This window comes from Pontibacter sp. YIM B11418 (genome assembly GCF_059278805.1).
In genome coordinates this window covers 381,985-403,310 of the sequence record NZ_JCAEMH010000003.1, presented here as the reverse complement: position 1 = coordinate 403,310, position 21,326 = coordinate 381,985, and the positions used below count along the sequence as shown (strand labels likewise).

At 51.6% G+C, this 21,326-nt stretch carries 19 protein-coding genes; 8 read left to right on the top strand and 11 right to left on the bottom strand.

Annotation, left to right across the window (positions count from 1 at the left end):
* Positions 1 to 82: 82 nt before the first annotated feature.
* A complete protein-coding gene (locus AC4QZR_RS09445; protein WP_494480684.1) occupies positions 83 to 535 on the top strand; it encodes a type I restriction enzyme HsdR N-terminal domain-containing protein in 453 nt (150 codons plus the stop codon).
* 33 nt (positions 536 to 568) lie between these two features.
* Here the strand turns inward: AC4QZR_RS09445 and AC4QZR_RS09440 are convergent, their stop codons facing one another.
* The 3 genes from AC4QZR_RS09440 to AC4QZR_RS09430 all read right to left on the bottom strand — a co-directional run bounded on the left by AC4QZR_RS09440 (position 569) and on the right by AC4QZR_RS09430 (position 4,834).
* Positions 569 to 2,446 carry an LTA synthase family protein gene (locus AC4QZR_RS09440; protein ID WP_494480683.1) on the bottom strand — a complete coding sequence of 626 codons (1,878 nt, stop codon included), beginning with the start codon at positions 2,444 to 2,446 and terminating at the stop codon, positions 569 to 571.
* A 171-nt stretch (positions 2,447 to 2,617) separates the two neighbouring features.
* Positions 2,618 to 3,730, bottom strand: a complete 1,113-nt coding sequence (gene ald, locus AC4QZR_RS09435) for an alanine dehydrogenase (protein ID WP_494480682.1) — start codon at positions 3,728 to 3,730, stop codon at positions 2,618 to 2,620.
* Between the two features lie 321 nt (positions 3,731 to 4,051).
* Complete coding sequence (locus AC4QZR_RS09430; protein ID WP_494480681.1) at positions 4,052 to 4,834, bottom strand: DUF1573 domain-containing protein; 783 nt, start codon at positions 4,832 to 4,834, stop codon at positions 4,052 to 4,054.
* Between the two features lie 191 nt (positions 4,835 to 5,025).
* On the opposite strand from AC4QZR_RS09430, the gene AC4QZR_RS09425 reads away from it, so the two are divergent.
* A complete protein-coding gene (locus AC4QZR_RS09425; protein WP_494480680.1) occupies positions 5,026 to 7,434 on the top strand; it encodes an alpha-ketoacid dehydrogenase subunit alpha/beta in 2,409 nt (802 codons plus the stop codon).
* Positions 7,435 to 7,587: 153 nt separating this feature from the next.
* Complete coding sequence (locus tag AC4QZR_RS09420; protein WP_494480679.1) at positions 7,588 to 8,049, top strand: hypothetical protein; 462 nt, start codon at positions 7,588 to 7,590, stop codon at positions 8,047 to 8,049.
* A gap of 227 nt (positions 8,050 to 8,276) precedes the next feature.
* Here AC4QZR_RS09420 and AC4QZR_RS09415 read toward each other — a convergent pair whose 3' ends face one another.
* Complete coding sequence (locus AC4QZR_RS09415) at positions 8,277 to 8,891, bottom strand: hypothetical protein (protein ID WP_494480678.1); 615 nt, start codon at positions 8,889 to 8,891, stop codon at positions 8,277 to 8,279.
* 74 nt (positions 8,892 to 8,965) lie between these two features.
* On the opposite strand from AC4QZR_RS09415, the gene AC4QZR_RS09410 reads away from it, so the two are divergent.
* Both AC4QZR_RS09410 and AC4QZR_RS09405 read left to right on the top strand, forming a co-directional pair.
* A complete protein-coding gene (locus tag AC4QZR_RS09410) occupies positions 8,966 to 9,961 on the top strand; it encodes an acyl transferase (RefSeq protein WP_494480677.1) in 996 nt (331 codons plus the stop codon).
* Between the two features lie 34 nt (positions 9,962 to 9,995).
* Positions 9,996 to 10,922: a zinc-dependent peptidase gene (locus AC4QZR_RS09405; protein WP_494480676.1), complete on the top strand. Its 927-nt coding sequence runs from the start codon at positions 9,996 to 9,998 to the stop codon at positions 10,920 to 10,922.
* A gap of 99 nt (positions 10,923 to 11,021) precedes the next feature.
* On the opposite strand, the gene AC4QZR_RS09400 is transcribed toward AC4QZR_RS09405, so the two are convergent.
* From AC4QZR_RS09400 to AC4QZR_RS09370, 7 genes are all read right to left on the bottom strand, one after another.
* Positions 11,022 to 12,188, bottom strand: a complete 1,167-nt coding sequence (locus tag AC4QZR_RS09400; RefSeq protein ID WP_494480675.1) for a sigma-54-dependent transcriptional regulator — start codon at positions 12,186 to 12,188, stop codon at positions 11,022 to 11,024.
* A gap of 125 nt (positions 12,189 to 12,313) precedes the next feature.
* Positions 12,314 to 13,210, bottom strand: a complete 897-nt coding sequence (locus AC4QZR_RS09395; protein ID WP_253406019.1) for a transglutaminase domain-containing protein — start codon at positions 13,208 to 13,210, stop codon at positions 12,314 to 12,316.
* Positions 13,211 to 13,640: 430 nt separating this feature from the next.
* Positions 13,641 to 14,756 carry a hypothetical protein gene (locus AC4QZR_RS09390; protein WP_494480674.1) on the bottom strand — a complete coding sequence of 372 codons (1,116 nt, stop codon included), beginning with the start codon at positions 14,754 to 14,756 and terminating at the stop codon, positions 13,641 to 13,643.
* Positions 14,757 to 14,849: 93 nt separating this feature from the next.
* Positions 14,850 to 15,641 carry an FRG domain-containing protein gene (locus AC4QZR_RS09385; protein ID WP_253406008.1) on the bottom strand — a complete coding sequence of 264 codons (792 nt, stop codon included), beginning with the start codon at positions 15,639 to 15,641 and terminating at the stop codon, positions 14,850 to 14,852.
* Between the two features lie 191 nt (positions 15,642 to 15,832).
* Positions 15,833 to 16,894, bottom strand: coding sequence for a PA0069 family radical SAM protein (locus AC4QZR_RS09380; protein WP_494480673.1), 1,062 nt, complete (start codon positions 16,892 to 16,894; stop codon positions 15,833 to 15,835).
* Positions 16,895 to 17,330: 436 nt separating this feature from the next.
* Positions 17,331 to 18,632 carry a Y-family DNA polymerase gene (locus AC4QZR_RS09375; protein WP_494480672.1) on the bottom strand — a complete coding sequence of 434 codons (1,302 nt, stop codon included), beginning with the start codon at positions 18,630 to 18,632 and terminating at the stop codon, positions 17,331 to 17,333.
* Entirely contained in the window at positions 18,625 to 19,095 is a 471-nt protein-coding gene (locus tag AC4QZR_RS09370) for a LexA family protein (protein ID WP_494480671.1), read from the bottom strand. Before AC4QZR_RS09370 ends, AC4QZR_RS09375 begins: the two co-directional genes overlap by 8 nt.
* Before the next feature lie 237 nt (positions 19,096 to 19,332).
* Between AC4QZR_RS09370 and AC4QZR_RS09365 the strand changes: the two genes are divergently transcribed.
* From AC4QZR_RS09365 to AC4QZR_RS09355, 3 genes are all read left to right on the top strand, one after another.
* Positions 19,333 to 19,680, top strand: a complete 348-nt coding sequence (locus AC4QZR_RS09365) for a hypothetical protein (protein WP_494480670.1) — start codon at positions 19,333 to 19,335, stop codon at positions 19,678 to 19,680.
* A 14-nt stretch (positions 19,681 to 19,694) separates the two neighbouring features.
* A complete protein-coding gene (locus AC4QZR_RS09360; protein WP_494480669.1) occupies positions 19,695 to 19,859 on the top strand; it encodes a hypothetical protein in 165 nt (54 codons plus the stop codon).
* Positions 19,860 to 20,047: 188 nt separating this feature from the next.
* Positions 20,048 to 21,295: a pyridoxal phosphate-dependent aminotransferase gene (locus AC4QZR_RS09355; RefSeq protein ID WP_494480668.1), complete on the top strand. Its 1,248-nt coding sequence runs from the start codon at positions 20,048 to 20,050 to the stop codon at positions 21,293 to 21,295.
* Positions 21,296 to 21,326: the final 31 nt, after the last annotated feature.

The window sequence follows — 21,326 nt, the reverse complement described above, 5'->3', positions numbered from 1 at the left end:
AATATAAGTAATTAGGTATAAAAAAGCCGCCTTGGCAAGGGAGTTTGCTGGGGCGGAGGCTGTAAAATTGGTAAATTGCCTTATGGAAACGCTCAACTTACCGAGGTTTGATTACAAAATTAAGCATTCCGGCGCTAATATCATGATTTTTGATACGCTACGCCGGAAATATGTACTGTTGACGCCGGAAGAATGGGTACGACAGCACTTTGTGCATTTCCTGATCGGTACGCATCGCTATCCTAAAAGCCTTATCAGTATTGAACGGGGCACCACCTACAACAAGTTGCAGAAACGCACCGATATGTGCGTATACGACCAATCAGGCAAGCCCTACCTGCTGGTGGAATGCAAAGCGGCGCACGTGCCCATTACACAAGACGTGGTGAAGCAGGTGTCAGTCTACAACCAGGTACTGCAGGCCAGGTATGTAGTCATCACCAATGGCATGGACCACTACTGCTGGGAAGTGGATTTCGAGACCCGCCAGTTTACACCGCAGCAAGGTATACCGGCTTTTGGCGCGGAGGTATAGTGTTGAGCTTTTGCAAGCTATACCTGCTGCTGTTTACTCCTTACGCGACCAGAAATACAGGTCATTAGCGAGCATTTTGTTTTTGAAGTACTGTACATAGGCTTTCAACTGCTGCCCCTGCGTCGCACCTGCTTCTGCGGCAGGCGCTAGTTCCGGGAAGGTATGGAAGCGCACTTCATCCGTGGCCGTCAGTTCAGCCACACCCTTCTGTTGCACCAAATAATACGAGACGCCATTGTAAAGCAGCGCATGTCCGGGAGCGGCATTGTCGAGTACTGACTGACCGAAAAGCATCAGTTTATCGGTAGGCAGGTGCAGGTAGTCGACCATGGTAGGCAGAATATCGACGTGTTGCGTTACCTTCTGCACATCAGCCTCCAGCTTTTTGGCCGGGTGGAAGAGCAAAAGCGGTACCCGGTGATAGCCCAGTTCGTTCTGGTACTCCGGCCTGATACTTTTCTGGGTATGGTCGGCTACCAATATAAACAGGGTATTCCCGTACCAGGGTTGTTTTGAAGCTGACTTAAAAAACTCCCGGAGCGCGTAATCCGCATAACCTACCGACTCGTGTATCTCCAGTTGGCCTTTTGGGAATTTACCTTTGTACTGAGTTGGTACGGTATAGGGCTGATGAGAGCTGAGCGTGAAAACCGTGCTGAAGAAGGGCTGTGGGAATTTGCTCATCTCCTGTACCGTGTACTGGAGGTAAGGCTCGTCAAAAATGCCCCAGTTACCGTCAAAATGCGCTGCTCGGAGTTCCGACGGGTACTCATCCAGGCCGTAGTAGTGCTGTATACCTGCCATCTGGGTATACTGGTTAAAGCCCATCGTACCGTTGGTCGCACCGTGGAAGAAGGCCGTGGTATAGCCGGCGTTTCGCAGCAAATGCCCGGCACTATAAATGGTGTTGGACTGGTAGGGCGAGGTGATGTAAGGATCGGGCAGCAGCGAGGGCAGCCCTGACAGGATGGAAGGCAGCGCTTCTATGGATTTACGGCCATTGGCAAAGCTGTTGCGGAACAGCAGTCCCTCACCGGCCAGCGAATCCAGAAACGGGGTATAACCTTCGCCGTTATTGAGGGCTCCTACATATTCCGAGGCAAAGCTTTCCATGATAATCAGCACCACATTTTCCTGAAGCGGCTCTCCGGCAGGTATAGCATACCTGCCTGGCTTTACCGGTAGATTAGCCAGGAGCTCTTCGTCGGAGCCATAAAAGTGCTTTTCTTCTATAGTGGCCTTGCCGATGCTCTTGATAAAAGTGAAAGGCGTATTGAGCGACAGGTGACCCAACGAGGAATGCTCGTGCACAAAAGCATGCGCCGGACGCAGGGGTTTTAGTTGGATACCGCCCCGTATACCTAGCACCACAAAGCCCGCCACGAGCAACAGTCGCAGGTAGCGCTGCCACAACACTGGCCGCCGTTCAGGTATAGCAGCAGCGGTAGGGTATAACTTAATTATGATAAGGACCAAGCCCGCAAAAACAAGGCCCATGTACCAGTAGTAGCCGGCCAATTGCCCGAGCTGCCCCATCACATCACCTGTAATAGTGAATATTTCATTACCTGACCGTCGGCCGATAAATTTAAAAAACTCAACATCGACCAGCGCCAGGGCAATAAAAGGCGCGTTGGTGAGCACAAAGAGCCACCGGAGTGATTTCTGGTAGATTGGGTGTTGTACGTTTCCGTGCGGCAGCAGTGTCAGGAGTATAAAAAGTGAGTTGATGATAACGAGCGCCGCCACGTCGAAGCGGAGGCCATGCACGAAAGCCAGCGCCACCTGCCCGGCAGGGGCTTCGGCAAAGTGGCCGAAGTTAAAGACAAAGAAAATGGCACGCAGCAAGGTATAGAGCAGAAACACGAGCCCTAAGCGGCGCAGCAGCAGTTGAAATGAACTGTCAAACATCAGTCAGATTAGAGATTCTTGGCAAATGGGCCACCGCTGAAGCTGAGGCGGGCCGGCATTAAAACACAAAGATATTGAAATTGGTGCGCTTTTGGTAAAACGTCCAAAACAAGAGCGCCTTCCCGATCAGATCAGGAAGGCGCTCGTTTATGCTATCAGTCTATAACTCAATTACAGGATAGAGTTAACTTCTGTATACTCCATGTTGAAGGCTTCCGCCACACCCTTGTACACTACCTTGCCCTGTACCACATTCAGGCCTTTTTTCAGCTCTTCGCTGTCGGAGCAAGCTTTCTTCCAGCCTTTGTTAGCAATTTGAATCGCGTAAGGCAGGGTAGCGTTGGTAAGCGCCAGTGTGGAAGTATAAGGAACGGCTCCTGGCATGTTGGCTACACAGTAGTGCACTACATCGTCGATGATGAAAGTCGGGTTCTCGTGCGTAGTCGGCTTGCAGGTTTCGATACAACCGCCCTGGTCAACGGCAACGTCTACCACCACAGTACCCGGACGCATTTCTTTCAGCATGTCGCGTGTGATCAGGCGAGGAGCTTTCGCGCCTGGGATCAGCACGGCACCGATGATCAGGTCATGCGTAGGAAGCAGTTCGCGGATGTTGTATTCGTTTGACATGAAGGTGTTCACGTTGGCTGGCATGATATCGTCCAGGTAACGCAAACGGGCCAGGTTCGTGTCCAGAATCGTCACGTCGGCACCCATACCTGCTGCCATCTTGGCTGCGTTGGTACCTACGATGCCACCACCCAGGATCATTACCTTGGCAGGACGCACACCCGGTACGCCACCCAGCAAAATGCCACGGCCTTTGAGTGGTTTCTCCAGGTATTTGGCACCTTCCTGAATAGACATACGACCGGCCACCTCTGACATTGGAACGAGTAGTGGAAGGCTTCTGTCTGCGCGCTCTACCGTTTCGTAAGAAAGGCAGACGGCTTTTTGCTTGATCATAGCGTGTGTAAGCGGTTCATGCGAAGCAAAGTGGAAGTAAGTGAAAAGCAACTGGTCTTCTTTGATCAGGTTGTACTCTGACTCAATCGGCTCTTTCACCTTGATGATCATTTCCGCGATGCCGTATACCTCCTCAATGCTTGGCAGAATCGTAGCGCCAGCCTGGGCATACATGTCGTCCGGAAAACCGCTGCCTTCACCGGCAGTAGCCTGTACATACACGGTGTGGCCGTTGCGCACCAGTTCCACCACGCCGGCAGGAGTTACGCCTACGCGGTTTTCGTTATTCTTGATTTCCTTTGGAACACCAATAATCATGTCGTTATTTCTTATAGTATTAGTTATTGGAAAAGCTGCGCAAATATACCATATCTATCTTGAAATAAAAGGCTAAACACAAATCCTGTTTCAACAATGTTAGAACGGCTGCAGTCGGCTGATTTAAAGTACCTTGAAAAGGCGATGGGGAGAGGGGTAGGCCTTGAACAGCGGCGTTTTGGGGTGACGACAGGAAGTCAGCATCCGGATGCCTGAAAATTGCATCGTGCTACGCTGACGTGCTTTTATGGAAAGGTATAAAATGAAAAAAGGCAGTGATAGAATCACTGCCATTAGTACAAAATAAAACTATGAAAAAAACTATCTGAAAGGTACCGGCTGATTGCCCTCCCTTAACATATTCTTTTGAGCCAGACTCTCTACTACATTTGCCTTCAGCGTGAGCTTTAGGTCTGGCATTACGATATCATTTGAAACGATGGTTACTACCTCATTTTGCTCCTTTAACATTGTAGGAATATAGGTTAGTTCCAAAGTTGCCTGCTGTCCTGGTTTTATTGCTGGTTGCGAAACTTTATAGGTTACGCAGTTGCAATTTGACTTGACGCCTTGCACCACCAGGTCCTGTCGACCTGTGTTTTTGATTGTGAACTTAGCCACGGCTTTTTGTCCTTTTTCAAGTTTTCCGAAGCTGTGTGAAGTAGTTCCAACAGCCAAACGCGGCGAATTTGCTTTTTGTTCCGGCGTGTGGCTGGTTTTTAAATCTTTTGGTCCAACTTCCCCTTTAATGAAGATAACAGCTTGGGGGGTAGCGGCATTGGAGATCACAGAAATAGACTTGTGGAACGGGCCCGGACGGCCGTTGCTGTTGTACATGGCCTTGATCACACCCGTTTTGCCCGGCATGATTGGGTCTTTTGTCCACTCTGGCGTTGTGCAGCCGCAGGAAGGCTGTACCTGGGCTATAACCACAGGCTTATCGCCTACGTTCTTCACTACAAACTCGTATGAAGCGATCACACCTTCGGCAAATGTGCCAAAGTCATGGGTCTCTTTCTCAAACTTGAGTTCGCCCTGCGCCTGGGCTGAAAAACCAGCCAACAGCAGGCTAAGCACGGTAAGTAAGTAAAATTTTCTGTTCATAATGCGAATTAAAGAAATTTTGCGAATGAAAAAAGAGGTTCTGCAAACAAACAAAGATATAAAATCTTTTAACAAAAAGACAAGTCTAAGTATAGGTGTGTGACGGCCTGCCCGGCTTCCCAAATTTGATTTTAGGCTAATATTCTGTACTTTTGAAGAGAAAATCCACTATAAGCTTTTACAGACGAGACATGCAAACTGCTGAAGCATCTATAACTCAACGACTAAGCACTCAGGAAATATTAAACGACTATCGCCTTGCCTGGGAGAGCCGCCACGCGAGCCTTGCCGGCCGCAAAGAGGTTTTTATGGGTAAAGCCAAGTTTGGTATTTTCGGCGATGGCAAGGAAGTAGCCCAGCTGGCCATGGCCAAGTTCTTTCAGAATGGCGATTTCCGCTCCGGCTATTACCGCGACCAGACTTTCATGTTCGCTATTGGCGAACTGACGCTCCAGCAATATTTCGCTCAATTATATGCGCATACCGATGTAGAGGCAGAGCCTTCCACAGCCGGTCGCGCCATGAACGGCCACTTCGGTACCCGCCTGCTCGACGAAGAGGGGAATTGGAAGAACCTGATGGAGCAGAAAAACTCCAGCTCCGATATTTCGCCTACCGCATCCCAAATGCCCCGCCTGGTAGGGTTGGCCTACGCATCAAAACTATACCGCCAGAACCATGATCTGCAGAATATGCAGCAGTTTTCGGTAAACGGCAACGAGGTAGCTTTCGGGACTATTGGCAACGCCTCGACTTCTGAAGGGATGTTCTTCGAAGCCATCAACGCCGCCGGGGTGTTGCAGGTACCCATGCTGGTGTCGGTGTGGGATGATGGCTACGGTATTTCGGTGCCAGCCGAGTACCAGACCACCAAAGGCAGTATTTCTGAGATTCTAGCCGGTTTCCAGCGTAACAGCCGTGAGGAGCAGGGCTACGAGATATTTAAAGTAAAGGGCTGGGACTACCTGGCGCTTTGCGAAACTTACGAGGCTGCCGTAAAGGTATGTCGCGAGGAACATGTACCGGTGCTGGTGCACGTCGAGGAGATGACACAGCCGCAGGGCCACTCCACTTCCGGCTCACATGAAAGGTATAAGTCGAAGGACCGCCTGGCCTGGGAAGCCGACTACGATTGCCTGGTGAAGATGCGCGAGTGGATGCTGGGTGCCGGCGTTGCCACGGCCGAGCAGCTGGACCAAATCGAGGCAGAAGCCAGAGAGGCCGTTCGTCAGGCCCGCGGTGCTGCCTGGAATGCGTTTGCAGACGGCATCAAAGTTGACCATGAAGAGGCCTTGAAGCTGATGGATAACCTGGCAGCTGCCAGCGAGCATATCACCGAGATTGCCACCATCACCGAGGAGCTCCGCAAAACCGGAACGCCTATCCGCAGCGATGCGGTGAGAGCCGTGCGCAAGGTGTTGCGCTATGTGCGCGACGAAAACAACCAGGCGAAGCGCGAATTGGTAGGCTGGCTTGAGCAGATGATGGGCGAGAACACCGACCGTTTCAACTCTTATTTATACAGCCAGTCCGAAGAGGCTGCTTTGCTGGTAGAGGAAGTGAAGCCTGAGTTTACAGAAGACGCTCCGCTCGTGGACGGCCGTGAAGTACTGCAGGCCTGCTTCGATGCCATGCTGTCCCGTGATCCGCGTGTGTTTGCCATCGGTGAAGACGTGGGCCGCATCGGGGATGTGAACCAGGCTTTTGCCGGTTTGCAGGAGAAGCACGGCGAGCTGCGCGTGACTGACACAGGTATACGCGAATGCACCATCATCGGACAAGGTATAGGTGCCGCCCTGCGCGGTCTGCGCCCGATCACCGAGATCCAGTACCTCGACTATTTATTATATGCTATCCAGATCCTATCGGACGACGTGGCCTGCTTGCAGTACCGCACCAAAGGTGGCCAGAAGGCGCCCCTGATCGTGCGTACCCGCGGACACCGCCTGGAAGGAATATGGCACTCCGGTTCCCCGATTGGTATGATCCTGAACAGCATTCGGGGGATGCACGTACTGGTGCCGCGCGATATGACACAGGCCGCAGGTTTCTACAACACGCTGCTGAAATCTGACGAGCCGGCACTGGTGATCGAATGCCTCAACGGCTACCGCCTGAAGGAGCGTATACCTAGCAACATCGGTGAACTCACGGTACCGCTTGGTAAGCCGGAGGTGCTGAAAGAGGGCACTGATATTACCATTGTAACCTATGGCTCAATGTGCCGCATCGTAATAGAAGCCGCCCGCCAGTTGGAGGATTTTGGTATCTCCGCTGAGGTGATCGACGTGCAGTCGCTATTGCCGTTTGACCTGGAGCACACGATCACCGACTCGATCCGCAAGACCAACCGCGTGTTGTTTGCTGATGAGGACGTACCGGGAGGCGCTACTGCCTACATGATGCAGCAGGTAGTAGACGAGCAGGGCGCCTGGCGCTACCTGGACTCCAAGCCGCAGTGCCTTTCAGCGCACGCCCACCGTCCGCCATACTCATCTGACGGTGATTACTTCTCTAAGCCAAATACGGAGGATGTTTTCGAGGCAGTGTACGAGATCATGCACGAGGCAGACCCGAAGGCTTATCCGGTGATTTACTAAGCAGCCCTATACTAAGGCAGAAACGTTTTAGGGAAAGAAAATAAGAGGAGTTGCCATACCTGTAAGATTACTGAACAGGTATGGCAACTCCTCTTTTATAGGTTACCACGAAATCTACCTATAAAGATGTGTATAAAAATAATTTAAGAAGTAATGAAGCTATTAGTTGTTCATCTACTACTTGTACTCTACACTTCTGGTGCAGAACTTAACTTTGAGCAGCTGGCAGCTAATTATTATTTTAAGAATATTATAACTGAAAAGTACCCAGAGCTAAAAGTAGCAGAGTTTTCTACAAAAACCGACACAACGAGTTACTCTGGAATATTAATGAAATGTAACCAGTGGGATGAGGAAACACGAAAAGCACTGTTTTTATGGCCTAGTGAACTGCCCAAAGTTTTACAGTTCCCAAAGTCAGATATCCAGATAAAAAGGATTAGGAAAAGATCAAATAGAATTAAGGTTTTCGTGCTCCCCAGGAAGCAGATTGGTGATAGCTACTTTGTGGAAGTTATGGCATACAGAAGGCACAGATCATTTGATTACTACTTTCTTGAGTTTGATAAAGAAGGGCGTATAATCCAGGTATGTGAAAAAAATGAAATCATTTAAGTAATAACTTCTTTCCATAAAGGCACAACTTTTATGCTCAGCTACGCTCTTCTCATAGAGGCTATACTAATCGGTATAAAGATGGCTCAAGTATAGCGCCTATCATGACGAATCTGTACTCTAACTTAATTCTTCAGTTCAGTTTCCTTCATCCTGAAAATACCTAAAAAAAAGAAAGGCCCCGTACCAAATGATACAGAGCCCTGCGCTTTTTCTATACCTGATTCCTACTCGCCCGCTGGCTGAAACAAGGTTATTTCGTCTGTCGTCACCGTGTTACTGCGGTTAGGCACAGGGGTGGTGCGGTCGTAAATGAAGATGTCAAACTTGATAACCGTGCCGGGTTGCAGCAGTGGGAATTCTGACGCGTTGATCTCGTTGATGCTGTATTTGATCTCACCTTCCAAAGTTTCCGGGCGCTCATCTGCCGAAAGCCGCTGAAACCTTCCTGAGAACTGAAATCCCGGTACCGGGAAAGGGTAGGGCTCAAAACGGAAATTGCCCGGATTGTTTTGGTCCTCCACCTTGATGTACATCACGGTGTGAAAATTCTGCTCAAACTCAGAGCCCTCATTAAAAGGTGGCTGAAAGTCCAGCGATTCCCGGTTGCTGGAAAGGCCCAGGTTGCCGTCTCCGTCTTTAAAGCCGATGACCAATACGATTGAATCGCGTAAAGAGGTGATATCGGGTCTCTGAGGGAAAGGGGTGTCCACAAAATGGTACTGCTCCACTCGCCTGAACTCAATCTCAGGTACTACGTCGTAGACAGGTTCTTTGCGGCAGGAGCTAAGGGTTAGCAGCAACAGCAGGCATGCCACACCATACTTTAGCATGTATCTCATGTAGGATCTCAGAAATTGAAGCTAAATTTACTAAATCAAACGAACAGATACAGGAATTGTTATAAATAATTTGGATGGATTTCAAAGCCCGACACCTGCCGCTATTACTGGCTGACCAACCCTTTGATTTTGAAGAAACTGCCCTGGCGTTATTCAGCTACCAAGCCGAGCATAACCAGGTATACCGTGACTATTTGCAGCATTTAGGCCACGACACCAGGCAGACCAGCCAACTGGAGGATATCCCTTTTCTGCCCATCGAGTTTTTCAAAACCCACGAGGTAAAAACCGATTTTTTTGAGCCTGAGGTGACTTTTTACAGCAGCGGCACTACCCAAACATCCCGCAGCCGCCACCAGGTAGCCAGCCTGGACTGGTACCTGCGCACGACCCAGCGTATTTTCGAATCTTTCTACGGCCCAATAACCGACTACGTGGTGCTGGCGCTACTGCCCTCATACCTGGAGCAGGGCGGCTCGTCACTGGTGGCTATGGTCAATTATTTTGTGAAGCAATCCGGGCAGCAGGAGGAGGGCTTTTACCTCCGAAACCATGACCAGCTGCTGCAAACTGTAAAAGGAGCCCGGCACAGAGGAAAAAAAGTGCTGTTGATGGGCGTTTCCTATGCCTTGCTCGACTGGGCTGATGAACTGAAAGGGCAGGAGGATTTCAGTGGTGTGACGATTATGGAAACCGGCGGTATGAAGGGGCGTCGACGGGAGATGATCCGGGAGGAACTGCACGCCTACCTGAAGCAGGGCTTTGGGGTAGAAGCGATCCACTCAGAGTATGGCATGACAGAGCTGTTGTCGCAGGCCTACTCATTGGGCGACGGCCTTTTTCATCCGGGCTATACCTTGCGGGTGCTCCTACGCGACCTCAACGATCCTTTTGACATCCGGCCAGGTATACGCTCGGGCGGCATCAACATCATTGACCTGGCCAACATCGATTCCTGTGCTTTTATCGAGACGAAAGACATTGGTCGTCTGAAGCCGGACGGCACATTCGAAGTACTGGGTCGATTCGATAATTCGGACATCCGGGGCTGCAATCTGCTGATTGCTTAACATCTAAAACATCAATTCACCGTTTAAGCTGCCCATGGGTTACATATTTTTTATTGCACTGGTGGCAGGTATGTTGCTGCTATTTTACAGGTGGGCTACCCGCCGGGAACGCTATCGGAAGCAAATTCTGAAAAAGGGCTTTCCGGTTGAGTGGCGCAAGATCCTGCAGGACAGGGTGGGCTTTTACCATACTTTAAAGACCGACGAAGAGAAGGAACGCTTTGAACAGAAACTCCTGCTTTTTGTGTCTGAAAAGCGCATCACAGGTATAGATACCGAAGTAGACGATACGACCAAAGTGCTGGTAGGCTCAAGCGCTATCATCCCGATTTTTGGCTTTAAAGACTGGGAGTACCACAACTTGGGCGAGGTGCTGGTGTTTCCGGGCAGCATTCACAGGTATAAGAACGAGGATAATGAAGCGGTTTCGGAGGTGCTGGGGCGCGTAAATCCATTCCAGAACGACCATTACGTTACCTTGTCCAAGCCGGCGCTGGAGCAGGGATTCAATGACATGGCCGACCGTAAGAACGTAGGTATACATGAATTTGCCCACATGCTTGACCAGGCTGATGGCGAGATAGATGGTATACCCAAAGCCTACCTGCCCGACGACCTGGTGCGCCCCTGGAAGGAACTCATGTACCGCAAGATCAGCCAGATCGAAAAAGGAAAGTCAGACATAAATGACTACGGCGCGACCAGCGAGGCGGAGTTCTTTGCTGTGGTAACCGAGTATTTCTTCGAGAAACCCGATCAGCTGGCCGAGAAGCACCCGCATTTGTACGAACTGCTGACCAAGGTTTTCAAGCAGAATCCCAAAAGAAGGTTCCGCGTCAATTTCCGGGAACTGCTCAACCCCTATGGCAAACGCCTGGGCCGTAACGAGCCCTGCCCATGCGGAAGTGGTAACAAATATAAGCAATGTTGTATGCTGAAGCAGGGCAAAGCAGCTGCCTAAGGTATAAAACAGTCAGATAACAAAAACGCCCCAGCCAGCAGGCCGGGGCGTTTTGCATTAGTGAGAACAGTTTAATAATAAAGAACGGGTGTAATATCATTATGCCACAGCCGGTCGGGCATAGGCTTTGGCATCTTCGAATGTTATTTCCTGACCGCTCATGATCACCAGTCGCTCTACCACGTTGCGCAGTTCGCGCACGTTGCCACGCCAGTCGAGTTGTTTCAGGTACTCCAGCGCATCTGCTGTAATGATCTTGGGCTTGTTGCCGTAGTCGTTGGCGATGTCCTGCAGGAACTTCTGCACCAGGTCAGGTATATCCTCACGGCGCTCGTTCAGCGGCGGCACATGCACCAGAATCACACCCAGTCGGTGGTACAAGTCCTCGCGGAACGTCCTGGCTTCGATTTCTTCCAGCAGGTTTTTGTTCGTAGCGGCCAGCACACGCACATCCACTTGTATGTCTTTGTCGCCGCCTACACGCGTAATCTTGTGCTCCTGCAGTGCACGCAGTACCTTGGCCTGTGCCGACAAACTCATGTCGCCTACCTCATCCAGGAAAAGCGTACCGCCATTGGCCTGCTCAAATTTACCGATGCGCTGCTTTACAGCCGAGGTAAATGAGCCCTTTTCATGGCCGAACAATTCACTCTCGATCAGTTCGCTAGGTATAGCGGCGCAGTTTACTTCGATCAATGGTCCGTTAGCGCGGTTGCTGTGCTCGTGAATGGCACGTGCCACCAGTTCCTTGCCCGATCCGTTCGGACCTGTGATCAGCACGCGGGCATCAGTCGGCGCTACCTTTTCAATTGCCTGCTTCACACGACCCAGTGCTTCCGACGCACCCACCATTTCGTAGGTTTTGGAAATCTTCTTTTTCAGGATCTTGGTTTCGGTCACCAGGTTCGACTTGTCCAGCGCATTGCGCACCGACACCAGCAGGCGGTTCAGATCCGGTGGTTTCTGCAGAAAGTCGTAGGCTCCTTTTTTGGTGGCTTCCACGGCTGTGTCGATGGTGCCATGTGCCGATATCATGATAAAAGGAGTATCAGGTGCCATTTCCATGGCTTTTTCCAGCACTTCTATACCATCCATACCTGGCATTTTGATGTCGCAAAGCACCACATCATACTTCGACTTGCCTATTTGCTGCAGGCCTTTCTGGCCGTCTTCAGCTTCGTCTACGGTATAGTTTTCAAATTCCAGAATTTCTTTCAGGGTGCTGCGAATGGCCCGTTCGTCATCTATAATCAGGATTTTGGGCATATGTCTTTCGGTCGTTTTATGCTGTAAATGGTAAGTATAGAAAATAAACAGCCGCTAATCAAGCGGCTGCAGCATTTGTACGATAAATCCAAAAATTTAGTCTACCTGTCAGGTATAAGCCAGCCTCAGGAGTTGGTAAAGTTGATTACGCTATACAGTTCCGGCTCCAGGAAGGGACCGCCCGGATAACCTGCCGTATAATCGAAGTTGATCCAAAGCTCGCCGTTTGTTTCGTGGAAGTGGATCTTGCCGCCGGTTACTTCATCCGGGAAAAGCGAGCGCACGGCATAACTTACCTTGTCCAGATCCTCCACAGTGCCCATTTTTACTTCGGTATACATGTGGTTTGGAGATATTACGATGCGGGCCTCACCGCCTATGGCCATAATTGAAGAGGCCATCAGGATGGCATAGTCGTCGCAGTCGCCGGCCAGCAGCTGGATGCTCTCGGTAGGCGGCGAGTAATAGTCAAGGCCAAGCGGGTCGTTTACGTAGCGCCAGCTGTTGCGCACATGCTTAAAGAGCGAGAAGTAACGTACCATTTTGCCATACTTGCGGTAGTACTCGTCATGAAAAAAGCGGGTAGAGTGTTCAACGGCAAAGGACCGCACAGCCGGATGGGTGGGCTGCATAGCACTCTTCACACGACGTTCTTGGAAATAAGTGCCTTTTACGGGCTTGAAATAAGATACTTTGCTGGAGTTGCTGGTCATGTTCACCAGCATGGCGTTGTAGTCGGCGTAGAGGTTCTCTACGGTATAGTCGTCGAAGGTGCTGTTGAAGAACATGGCCCCCATGATGCCCACAAAAGCCAGCAGGATCAGTTTCTTGTTAATGCTGGTTACAATCACCGAGATAATGGCCGCCAGAATAACGCACAGCAGGAAGTTCAGCTCGTAGTCGATGAAGCTGATGGGAGGTAGGTAGAAACTGATCAGGACCGCCATCGGGAACACGATGATGATCTGGATGAACCGAACTAAAAACGTAGTCAGATTAGAGAGCTTGAACAACTGCGTCATGATTCCCTGCTTTTGTGGTTTCTGGCGCCTATAGCCCTTCTGGCTTTATAAGTGCATTGGCTTGAATTATCTTATACCTGTAACGCAAAATCCGGGCCTTTTTACTCACTGCTGATCCCGAAAATTTCAAATTTCTTAGCTGCGTGCAGGTATGTTGATAATTTCGGCAATATTTTCGATAATCTGAAAGCCTTTTTGGCGTGGTAGCGAAATTTTTTAATCAGTATCCGGGTCCTACCTACAGCATTATTGTTGCCAGGTATAGCCGATCGCTTTTTAGAAGAAGGTATAAGCCAAGGTCCTCCCGTTCTATTTTTATGTCATCCCGAAAAGATCTTGCTAGCGCGCAGCCTAGACTTGACCAAATCTTATGTCTAGATGAGGGACAAAAATAAGAAGAGCGTAGCAGGTAGCTACGCTCTCTTTGGTTCTATTGATACTGAATATAAAGTGGCTTCGGGTCTAGCTTGAGAATCTCCTCGGGTGTCATCAGTCGGGAGTTGTTGCGCGTGTCGTTCTTGTAAAATACTTTGAAACCCGTAAACTGCACCGGCTCTTTAACGATAAAGCGGCGGTAAGTGTCTCTTTTAAGCGCCGGCGGCCCCCAGCCATCCATGTGCATGACTACCTGTACCTCCGGTCTTAATTCAATATCCTGGGAGTTCTGAATCATGCGCTGCGTGAAGCGGTGCACGATCAGCAATTTAGGTGGCAGATTATGCTCCTTTGTAATGTCTGCCAGCAGGCCGGTGGCGTAGTTGATGTCTTCGGCGTCAAAGCTTCCTATTTTCTTGCCCGGTACTTCGCCCTCTTTCATTGCAAATTCGGCGTCTATACCCAGGTGCACGTTTGGAAGCTTCAGAAACTGTGTCAGGCGAGGAAGTTCTTCCGGCAGGGTGCTGCGACCTACTTGCACATCCAGAAACACAATGGCATCGCGCTGCCTGGCCATCTCCAGCACATCCTCGATCATTTTGTCGGTCATGCGCAGGCGGTATTTGTCGCCACGGCCCGGGTGGCCCTGCGCTGTTACCACAATGGCATGCAGGGCGGGTTGTACAGGTGTCAGCGAGTCGGCTTTGGCCCAGTTGGCTACTTCCTCATCCAGACGGTTTAACATTTCCTCAACCGGATACTCGCCCAGTATACCCATGCGCTTGGACAGTGGGTTGCCGTAATAGGCCAATATACGCTTGTGCGGCAGGATGGCACCGGGCAGTGGCTCAGGTCCCGGGTATACGGTTGGTGCTTCAGTGGCAGGAGTTGGTGTTGGAGCAGCAGTTGGTGTCTGTGCCGCTACTGTGTCGGCAGAGGCGGTGCTGGTGCTATCAGTTGACTGCCCTGGCAATTCGTAGTTCTCTGTCGTAGCTGGCAGTGTAGCGGAATGCGCTTCTTTGTCCTGGGTGCAGGAAGCGGAGCCCAGCAGCAGTACAGCCGCCAGTACGGCAGTAGCGGGTTTCAGGCTTTTTTTAAGGTGGTAGGGTGGTAAGTTCTTCAGCATGAAGCTTTTGATCGCTTCATGTGTGCGGGGTAAAAAGGAGTTCATGGCCAGGTATGGGTATTCGGTGTAATACAGTCTATGAAAGTATGGATATTTCGTGAGGATACAGCGCCTGAGCCTCCTTTTTTAGTAAAAAACTTATTCGTGGGTATAGTGGCGCTTCAGCCACTGGCTTAGTCCCTGTAATCCTGGGAAGAGCACCCGCTCGGTGATGTTGGCCTGGTCCAGCTTATCCCGGATCTCCCACTTGAGTCCGGCCGGTATAATGACTTTGAAAAACAGTTCCGGGTGCTGCTCCAGCCATTGGCTCATGTTGGCCTGCGCATTCGACATAAGCGAAAAAAGGGCATACTGGTGCACAATGCGCTCATCCAGCGATGGCGGCTCCAGAAACACCACAAATTCCTCGTTCTGCAGCAAGGAGAGCTCTTTAAGGGATGAACAGACCGGCTGCAGAATCTCGGGTGTAAACACGTTGGAACCTTCTTCCTTGATAGCAGTCTGAAGTTTTAGCGGCAGGAAGTCATTGGCTTTTACGTAATCCACGCACCAGATTGCCCCGTCTTCGTTGTAGCTGGCCAGGTTTTGAGTGGCAAAGTGCAGTGCTACATAAGGGGAGTAGGTCCAGTCCAGCAGACGGGTCGGGAGGCCATGGTGCTGTGCCACGGCCAGCCAGTTCCATACCGAGTCGCCGGGCGCGGCATTGCTGTGTGCGTACTTCCGGAAGTTCCGCAGGATATGGGGCTCCAGTTCGTAATAGCGGCTCCCGAGTCGGGTTAGGCTGGTGCTCAGGTCATACTCCTTACTCCAACTGCCGCGGTAAACGTGAGAGGAGCGAAAGCGCTTGATGTTCTCGTTCCAGCTATGGTCAAACAAAGCCGACTGTACCTCAGCCCAACTGTTTACTGTAATATCGTTTCCGTGTTCCATGCAATCGTTTTGCTGTCGTGAAATAGCAGGCGGCGGGGTGTCGTAAGTGTATACCTGACGGACGGTTTAAATGTTATACCCCTCAATAATAGCGAGGGCACATTGTAATTACAAGCACATCGGTCTATACTTTTGTGTTAATTTGCTTATCTGTCCATTTGGTAAGATACAGATCATGTTATCTTCAACTTTTAAAAGAGGTTCATCTGTATACCTGCCCTGGTACAGAAGTGATTATAGTTGTAGGGTTTCATGCTGCGGCCGGCCATGTAGCGGTTGTAGCTCATCTTAAAAAGTTTGTTGATCGCCTCGGCAAATTTGCCCTCGCCGCGCATGCGTGTGCCAAACCGACTATCGTTGAGCTGACCTCCATGGCAGTCAGCAATCTGACTCAGCACTTTGTCGGCGCGGTCGGGGAAAGCTTCTCTGATCCAGTCTTCGAAGATGGGGCCGATGCTGCCGTTGAGTCGCACAATGGTATAGGCCGCGCTGCTGGCGCCCGCCTCAGCAGCACTTTTGATAATGGCCGGAATCTCGGAGTCGTTGAGACCAGGTATAATGGGCGCCACCATCACATTGACAGGTATACCAACCCCCGCCAGCTGCTTGACCACTTGTAGGCGTCTGGCTCCCGTGGCGGTGCGGGGCTCCAGCTTCTGTCGCAGCTTCTCATCTAAGGTTGTGATGCTGATGTTGACATGCACCAGATCCAGTTTGTTGAGCTGCTGCAAGAGGTCGAGGTCACGCAAAATAAGGGCGTTCTTGGTGATGATGCTGACCGGGTGGCGGTACTCCAGCAGCACCTCCAGCATGCGGCGGGTGAGCTTTTTCTTTGCCTCAATGGGCTGGTAACAGTCGGTATTGCCGGCCAGCATGATGGGCATCACCTGCCAGTTTTTATTTTCGAGTTGCCGGGCCAGCACCTCGGGGGCGTTCTCCTTGATGATAATCTTGCGCTCAAAATCCAGTCCGGCGCCATAGCCCCAATATTGGTGTGTGTTGCGGGCATAGCAGTACACGCAGCCGTGCTCACAGCCCTGATACGGGTTCATGGAGTAGGACAGGCCCAGATCTGGACTCTCGACCTTGTTCACGATCTTTTTCGGGTGCTCGGCAAAGAACTCGGTTTTGGTGTTGGAGAGCATCGCTTCATCCAGCCCCTCGATGTGCGCAGCCACGTACTCCTGCTTCAGGTAGGGGTTGGCGGGGTTGTACTGTGCGCCGCGGCCTTTCAAAAATTCTTCTGCTTTCATAGTGAGTTGCTGTGTTTGTTATGTTGATTCTTTATGGCGCGAGCGTCCACGCTCGTGACTGCTATAGTGGGGCCTCTGGCCCAGGTCAGGTATAGGTATAGCAAACAGTTTGCATTGCTTAGCCTGTGCGGCGGGCACTCACTTTTTCCTTGATGAAAAGAAAGAGGGCCCCTACCCCCAGTAAGCAAAAAAATCAAGACCCTCCAAATCGAGGGCCCCTACCCCCACTCGCTGAACGCTCAAACAGTGGAGTGTCATTTAAGCGCACCTGGCTGATGCTATACCTTCGTAGCTGAAGTGCAAGTTAGTCTTGCTATACCTGTCAGTATTCTGTGCTATAACACTTATACCTATGAAATGGCAATGGCGGAGATTCCCCTTTTGAGAGGGGCAGGGGTGTGTCAATCATGCACGAAAACTCCCCCTGTTCTCCTTATCACGCTGTTGCAGGTATAGCTACTTTCATCTCTTCGCCAACACACAGCAATTCCTCCAACTGCGTGGTATAGCAACGAGACTTCTTTTCGCATTTCAGTTGCCAGGGGCGGGTGGTGCCCTGGGCGGCACTGGTGACCGTATCGCGGCCCCATGCGCTGTTGAGTTTGTCCATAATCTGCATCAGGCGCTGGTGCTTGTCGCGGTCTACGGTGTCGAGGAGGCTGGTCTGTACCTGGTTCTGGGGCCGCAACTCCGACACAATCACGCCACTCTTTTTGTAGCGGTAGCCTCCGCGGTAGAGCGCCTGCAGGGCCAGGCTGGCGTAGTGCAGCAGTTCCAGGGTGCTGTTGGTGGCCGTGGGAAGCGCGATGGTCTTGCTGTTGAAGTACTGGGCATCGCTCTCCCGGAAACGGTTTGTCTCCACGAACACGGTAATGGCGCCCGCACAGCTTTTCTGGCGCCGCAGCTTGGCTGCACAGCGCGAAGCATAGTTGGCGGTGGCCTCCTGCAACTGCGACAGTGACGTGACGGCATACCCAAAAGAGCGGGAAGTGCAGATGTGCTGCTTGTTGGGCGCTATCATCTCCAGATCCTGGCAAGGCTCTCCGCGCAGCTCCCGCACTGTACGCAGGCCCACCACGGTCAGGTGCTGTTTCACGAAGGCATCGGAAGCGTTGCGCAGGTCCAGCGCGGTATGGATGCCAAAGCCGGCCAGCTTGCGGGCATAGCGCCGACCAATGCCCCACACATCACCTACCTCGGTTCGACGCAGTGCCTCCTGTATGTGCCGCTCGTCAGTCAGTACCAGCACGCCATCCGCTTTCTTCGATTTTTTAGAAAGCCGGTTCGCCAGTTTAGCCAGTGTCTTGGTCGGGGCCACACCCACCGACACAGGTATACCTGTCCAGGTCCTGACGGTGTTCCGAAGCTCTCCGGCATACTGGTTTAAGTCGCGGCCATAGAAATTACCTAAATCCAGAAAAGCCTCGTCGATAGAGTATACCTCCAGGTTGGGTGTGAACTGCGCCAGCGTCTGCATCACCCGTGCCGACATATCGCCATACAAGGTATAGTTGCTGCTGAAAACGTGCACGTTATGCTGTTCTACTATATCTTTTGCTTTAAAGGCTGGTTCGCCCATTTGTATACCCAGCGCCTTGGCCTCGTTGGACCGCGCGATGATGCAGCCATCGTTGTTGGAGAGTACCACAATGGGTTTGCCTTCCAGCTTTGGATCAAAGACCCGCTCGCATGAGGCGTAAAAGTTGTTGCAGTCCACGAGGGCGAAAAGGCTAGTCATGGCTGCTGTTTACTTTATGAAGCGACCACACCACGACGCCCCAGGGTTTAAAATCCATCTCTTCCGTGATCTCCACGGGCGGGTAGAGTTCGTTGGCCGGCTGCAGGTATAGCCGGGGGCCTTTTTGCAGCAGCCGTTTTACTGTGAACTCGCCATCTACCACACCAATGATGATGTGCCCGTGGCTGGGCTTGAGGGAGCGGTCTACTACGATTATGTCGCCGTCGTGCAGGCGGGCATCACGCATCGACTCGCCCCGCACCCGCAGCAGGTAAGTGGCGGTCGGGTTCCGGATCAGGACCTGCTGCAGGTTGATCTTGTCTTCTAAATAATCCTCTGCCGGCGAGGGGAAACCTGCCGCTACGTAGCTCTGGCTGATCGGGAGTTCCAGCAGATCGGGTAAGTCCAGCGGCACAATCTCCAGGTGGTCGGGCAGGGTGTTCAAGGTATAGGCTTTTTCCATAGTGCTGTTTCGTAAAATATCGCTCAAATATATATAGTATTTGCTAATATAGTTGTCATTTGTACTAATATTTTTAGCATTTGGTTGTGTTCGGAGGTTAAATGCTCAAGGTAGTTATCAGTAACAGGCTGGAGGTCAGGTGATGATTAGGCAGTGGGATAGCGTGATATCAGTCGATTAGGATATCCTGTGTTGTATGATTCAGGTGAAGTGTTGCGCTCTGTTAAGAGCAGCTGGATGGAGAAATACTTGGACAAACCCGGCGGTATCATTCTAAAGCAGGCCGCCATTCCAGCGCCCGGCAAAAGCGCCTACACGGCACAGGACCTGGTGGGCATTGAGGAAAAGTGCCGCACCGAGTACACCCGGCCCAATACGATCGCGGTCTATTTCTTCTTTGCCGACAGCAGGTATGCGGAGGACACCGACAACAGCAAGGTGCTGGGGGTGGCTTACCGCAATACGTCCATGGCCTTGTTTGATCATACGATCCGCGGTATATCAGTGGGTATCGGCCAGCCAGACAGAACAAAGCTTGAGAGTGTTGTGCTGCAGCATGAGTTGGGGCAATCCTGGGTCTGGTAAATGCCGGCACACCCATGCAGCAGAACCACCAGGACGCGCCGCACGGGCGGCATGGCGATAACAGCAAGTGCCTGATGCACTATACTGTGGAGACCGGTAGCGTGGTGCAGAATCTGCTGAGAGGCTATACTCCGGTACTGGACCAGAACTATGTCAACGATCTGAAATCCAGTGGGTAAAAGTGATTTTAGTGAAGTATGTCTTCAAGTACGGATCCTGACTTATGCACAGGAGCCGTACTCGTTTTCAGGCCGTAACAACCTGCCTGCTCTCATTATCCGGCTGGCAGATACACCAGTGTTTTTTAGGGCGACTCCTGGCTTGGAATACCGGACGAACTCTTAAATTTGAAAAAATTTAAGCGATTATGATACAACGCAGCACGCGGCTCGATGCGGTTCATTACGAACTATGTGGGCCCATATACGAGAAGGCGAAAGAACTGGAGTTGGAGGGGCACCGTATCACGAAGCTGAACATCGGCAATCCGGCTCCCTTTGGCTTTGACGCGCCCGAGGCGGTCACCCGAAGCATTATGGATAACCTGCGCCATGCCCAAGGCTATTCCGACCACAAAGGCATCCTGCCCGCCCGCGAAGCGATCAGAAACTACTACACGGCCAAGGGTATAGCCGGCATCCATACAGATGATATTTCACTCGGTAACGGGGTGAGCGAGCTGATCCTGCAGGCGGTGCAAGCGCTGCTCAACAACGGCGACGAGGTGCTGGTGCCTTCGCCGGACTACCCGCTCTGGACAGCAGCCGTGCGCTTTTCGGGCGGCAAAGCCGTGCACTACCTCTGCGATGAAGCCTCCGACTGGAACCCCAACCTGGCCGACATCAAAAGTAAGATCACGAGCCGCACCAAAGCCATTGTCATCATCAACCCTAACAACCCGACTGGCGCGGTATACGCCCCGGAACTGCTGCAGGAACTGGTAGAACTGGCCGCTGCACACAACCTTGTTATGTTCTCAGACGAAATCTACGACAAGATACTATACGATGAAGTGGAATACCGCTCTACGGCCACCTTTTCGGACGAGGTGTTGACCGTCACTTTCAGCGGACTTTCCAAGAACTACCTGGCCGCCGGTTTCCGGGCGGGCTGGATGCTGGTGAGCGGCAACAAAGCCAAAGCCAGGAGCTACATCGATGGGCTGAACACGATGGCTAGCCTGCGGGTGTGCAGCAACGTGCCGGCGCAGTACGGCATACAGGCGGCGCTGGAGGGGTATCAGGAGATGCAGGACCTGGTGTTACCAACGGGCAGACTAAGGCAGCAGCGGGATATCTGCTACGAGAAACTGACGGCTATACCTGGCATTACCTGCGTAAAGCCTAGAGGCGCTTTCTACCTGTTTCCGAAAATTGATGTGAAGAAGTACGCTATTGCTGACGACCAGACTTTTGTGCTGGATTTTCTGCAGGAGCAACTCGTGCTGCTGGTGCAGGGGAGCGGCTTTAACTGGCAGCAGCCCGACCATTTCCGCATCGTATACCTGCCCGAGCTACAGGAGCTGAGCCAGACCATGGACAAACTGGCGCTGTTTCTGCAGCACTACAAGGGAACAGGTATAGCCGCTCCGCGGCAGCTAACGGAGTCGCTGTAGGTATAGCAATTGATAGAAATCAGAAAAGGCT

What these genes read in the sequence shown, in the direction of transcription:
- AC4QZR_RS09400 (WP_494480675.1), bottom strand. Translation starts at nt 12,188, where the DNA reads ATGCCCAAAATCCTGATTATAGATGACGAACGGGCCATTCGCAGCACC.
- AC4QZR_RS09410 (WP_494480677.1), top strand. Translation starts at nt 8,966, where the DNA reads ATGGATTTCAAAGCCCGACACCTGCCGCTATTACTGGCTGACCAACCC.
- AC4QZR_RS09415 (WP_494480678.1), bottom strand. Translation starts at nt 8,891, where the DNA reads ATGAGATACATGCTAAAGTATGGTGTGGCATGCCTGCTGTTGCTGCTA.
- ald (WP_494480682.1), bottom strand. Translation starts at nt 3,730, where the DNA reads ATGATTATTGGTGTTCCAAAGGAAATCAAGAATAACGAAAACCGCGTA.
- AC4QZR_RS09425 (WP_494480680.1), top strand. Translation starts at nt 5,026, where the DNA reads ATGCAAACTGCTGAAGCATCTATAACTCAACGACTAAGCACTCAGGAA.
- AC4QZR_RS09440 (WP_494480683.1), bottom strand. Translation starts at nt 2,446, where the DNA reads ATGTTTGACAGTTCATTTCAACTGCTGCTGCGCCGCTTAGGGCTCGTG.
- AC4QZR_RS09380 (WP_494480673.1), bottom strand. Translation starts at nt 16,894, where the DNA reads ATGAAAGCAGAAGAATTTTTGAAAGGCCGCGGCGCACAGTACAACCCC.
- AC4QZR_RS09360 (WP_494480669.1), top strand. Translation starts at nt 19,695, where the DNA reads ATGCAGCAGAACCACCAGGACGCGCCGCACGGGCGGCATGGCGATAAC.
- AC4QZR_RS09405 (WP_494480676.1), top strand. Translation starts at nt 9,996, where the DNA reads ATGGGTTACATATTTTTTATTGCACTGGTGGCAGGTATGTTGCTGCTA.
- AC4QZR_RS09430 (WP_494480681.1), bottom strand. Translation starts at nt 4,834, where the DNA reads ATGAACAGAAAATTTTACTTACTTACCGTGCTTAGCCTGCTGTTGGCT.
- AC4QZR_RS09365 (WP_494480670.1), top strand. Translation starts at nt 19,333, where the DNA reads ATGGAGAAATACTTGGACAAACCCGGCGGTATCATTCTAAAGCAGGCC.
- AC4QZR_RS09355 (WP_494480668.1), top strand. Translation starts at nt 20,048, where the DNA reads ATGATACAACGCAGCACGCGGCTCGATGCGGTTCATTACGAACTATGT.
- AC4QZR_RS09375 (WP_494480672.1), bottom strand. Translation starts at nt 18,632, where the DNA reads ATGACTAGCCTTTTCGCCCTCGTGGACTGCAACAACTTTTACGCCTCA.
- AC4QZR_RS09395 (WP_253406019.1), bottom strand. Translation starts at nt 13,210, where the DNA reads ATGACGCAGTTGTTCAAGCTCTCTAATCTGACTACGTTTTTAGTTCGG.
- AC4QZR_RS09370 (WP_494480671.1), bottom strand. Translation starts at nt 19,095, where the DNA reads ATGGAAAAAGCCTATACCTTGAACACCCTGCCCGACCACCTGGAGATT.
- AC4QZR_RS09385 (WP_253406008.1), bottom strand. Translation starts at nt 15,641, where the DNA reads ATGGAACACGGAAACGATATTACAGTAAACAGTTGGGCTGAGGTACAG.
- AC4QZR_RS09390 (WP_494480674.1), bottom strand. Translation starts at nt 14,756, where the DNA reads ATGAACTCCTTTTTACCCCGCACACATGAAGCGATCAAAAGCTTCATG.
- AC4QZR_RS09445 (WP_494480684.1), top strand. Translation starts at nt 83, where the DNA reads ATGGAAACGCTCAACTTACCGAGGTTTGATTACAAAATTAAGCATTCC.
- AC4QZR_RS09420 (WP_494480679.1), top strand. Translation starts at nt 7,588, where the DNA reads ATGAAGCTATTAGTTGTTCATCTACTACTTGTACTCTACACTTCTGGT.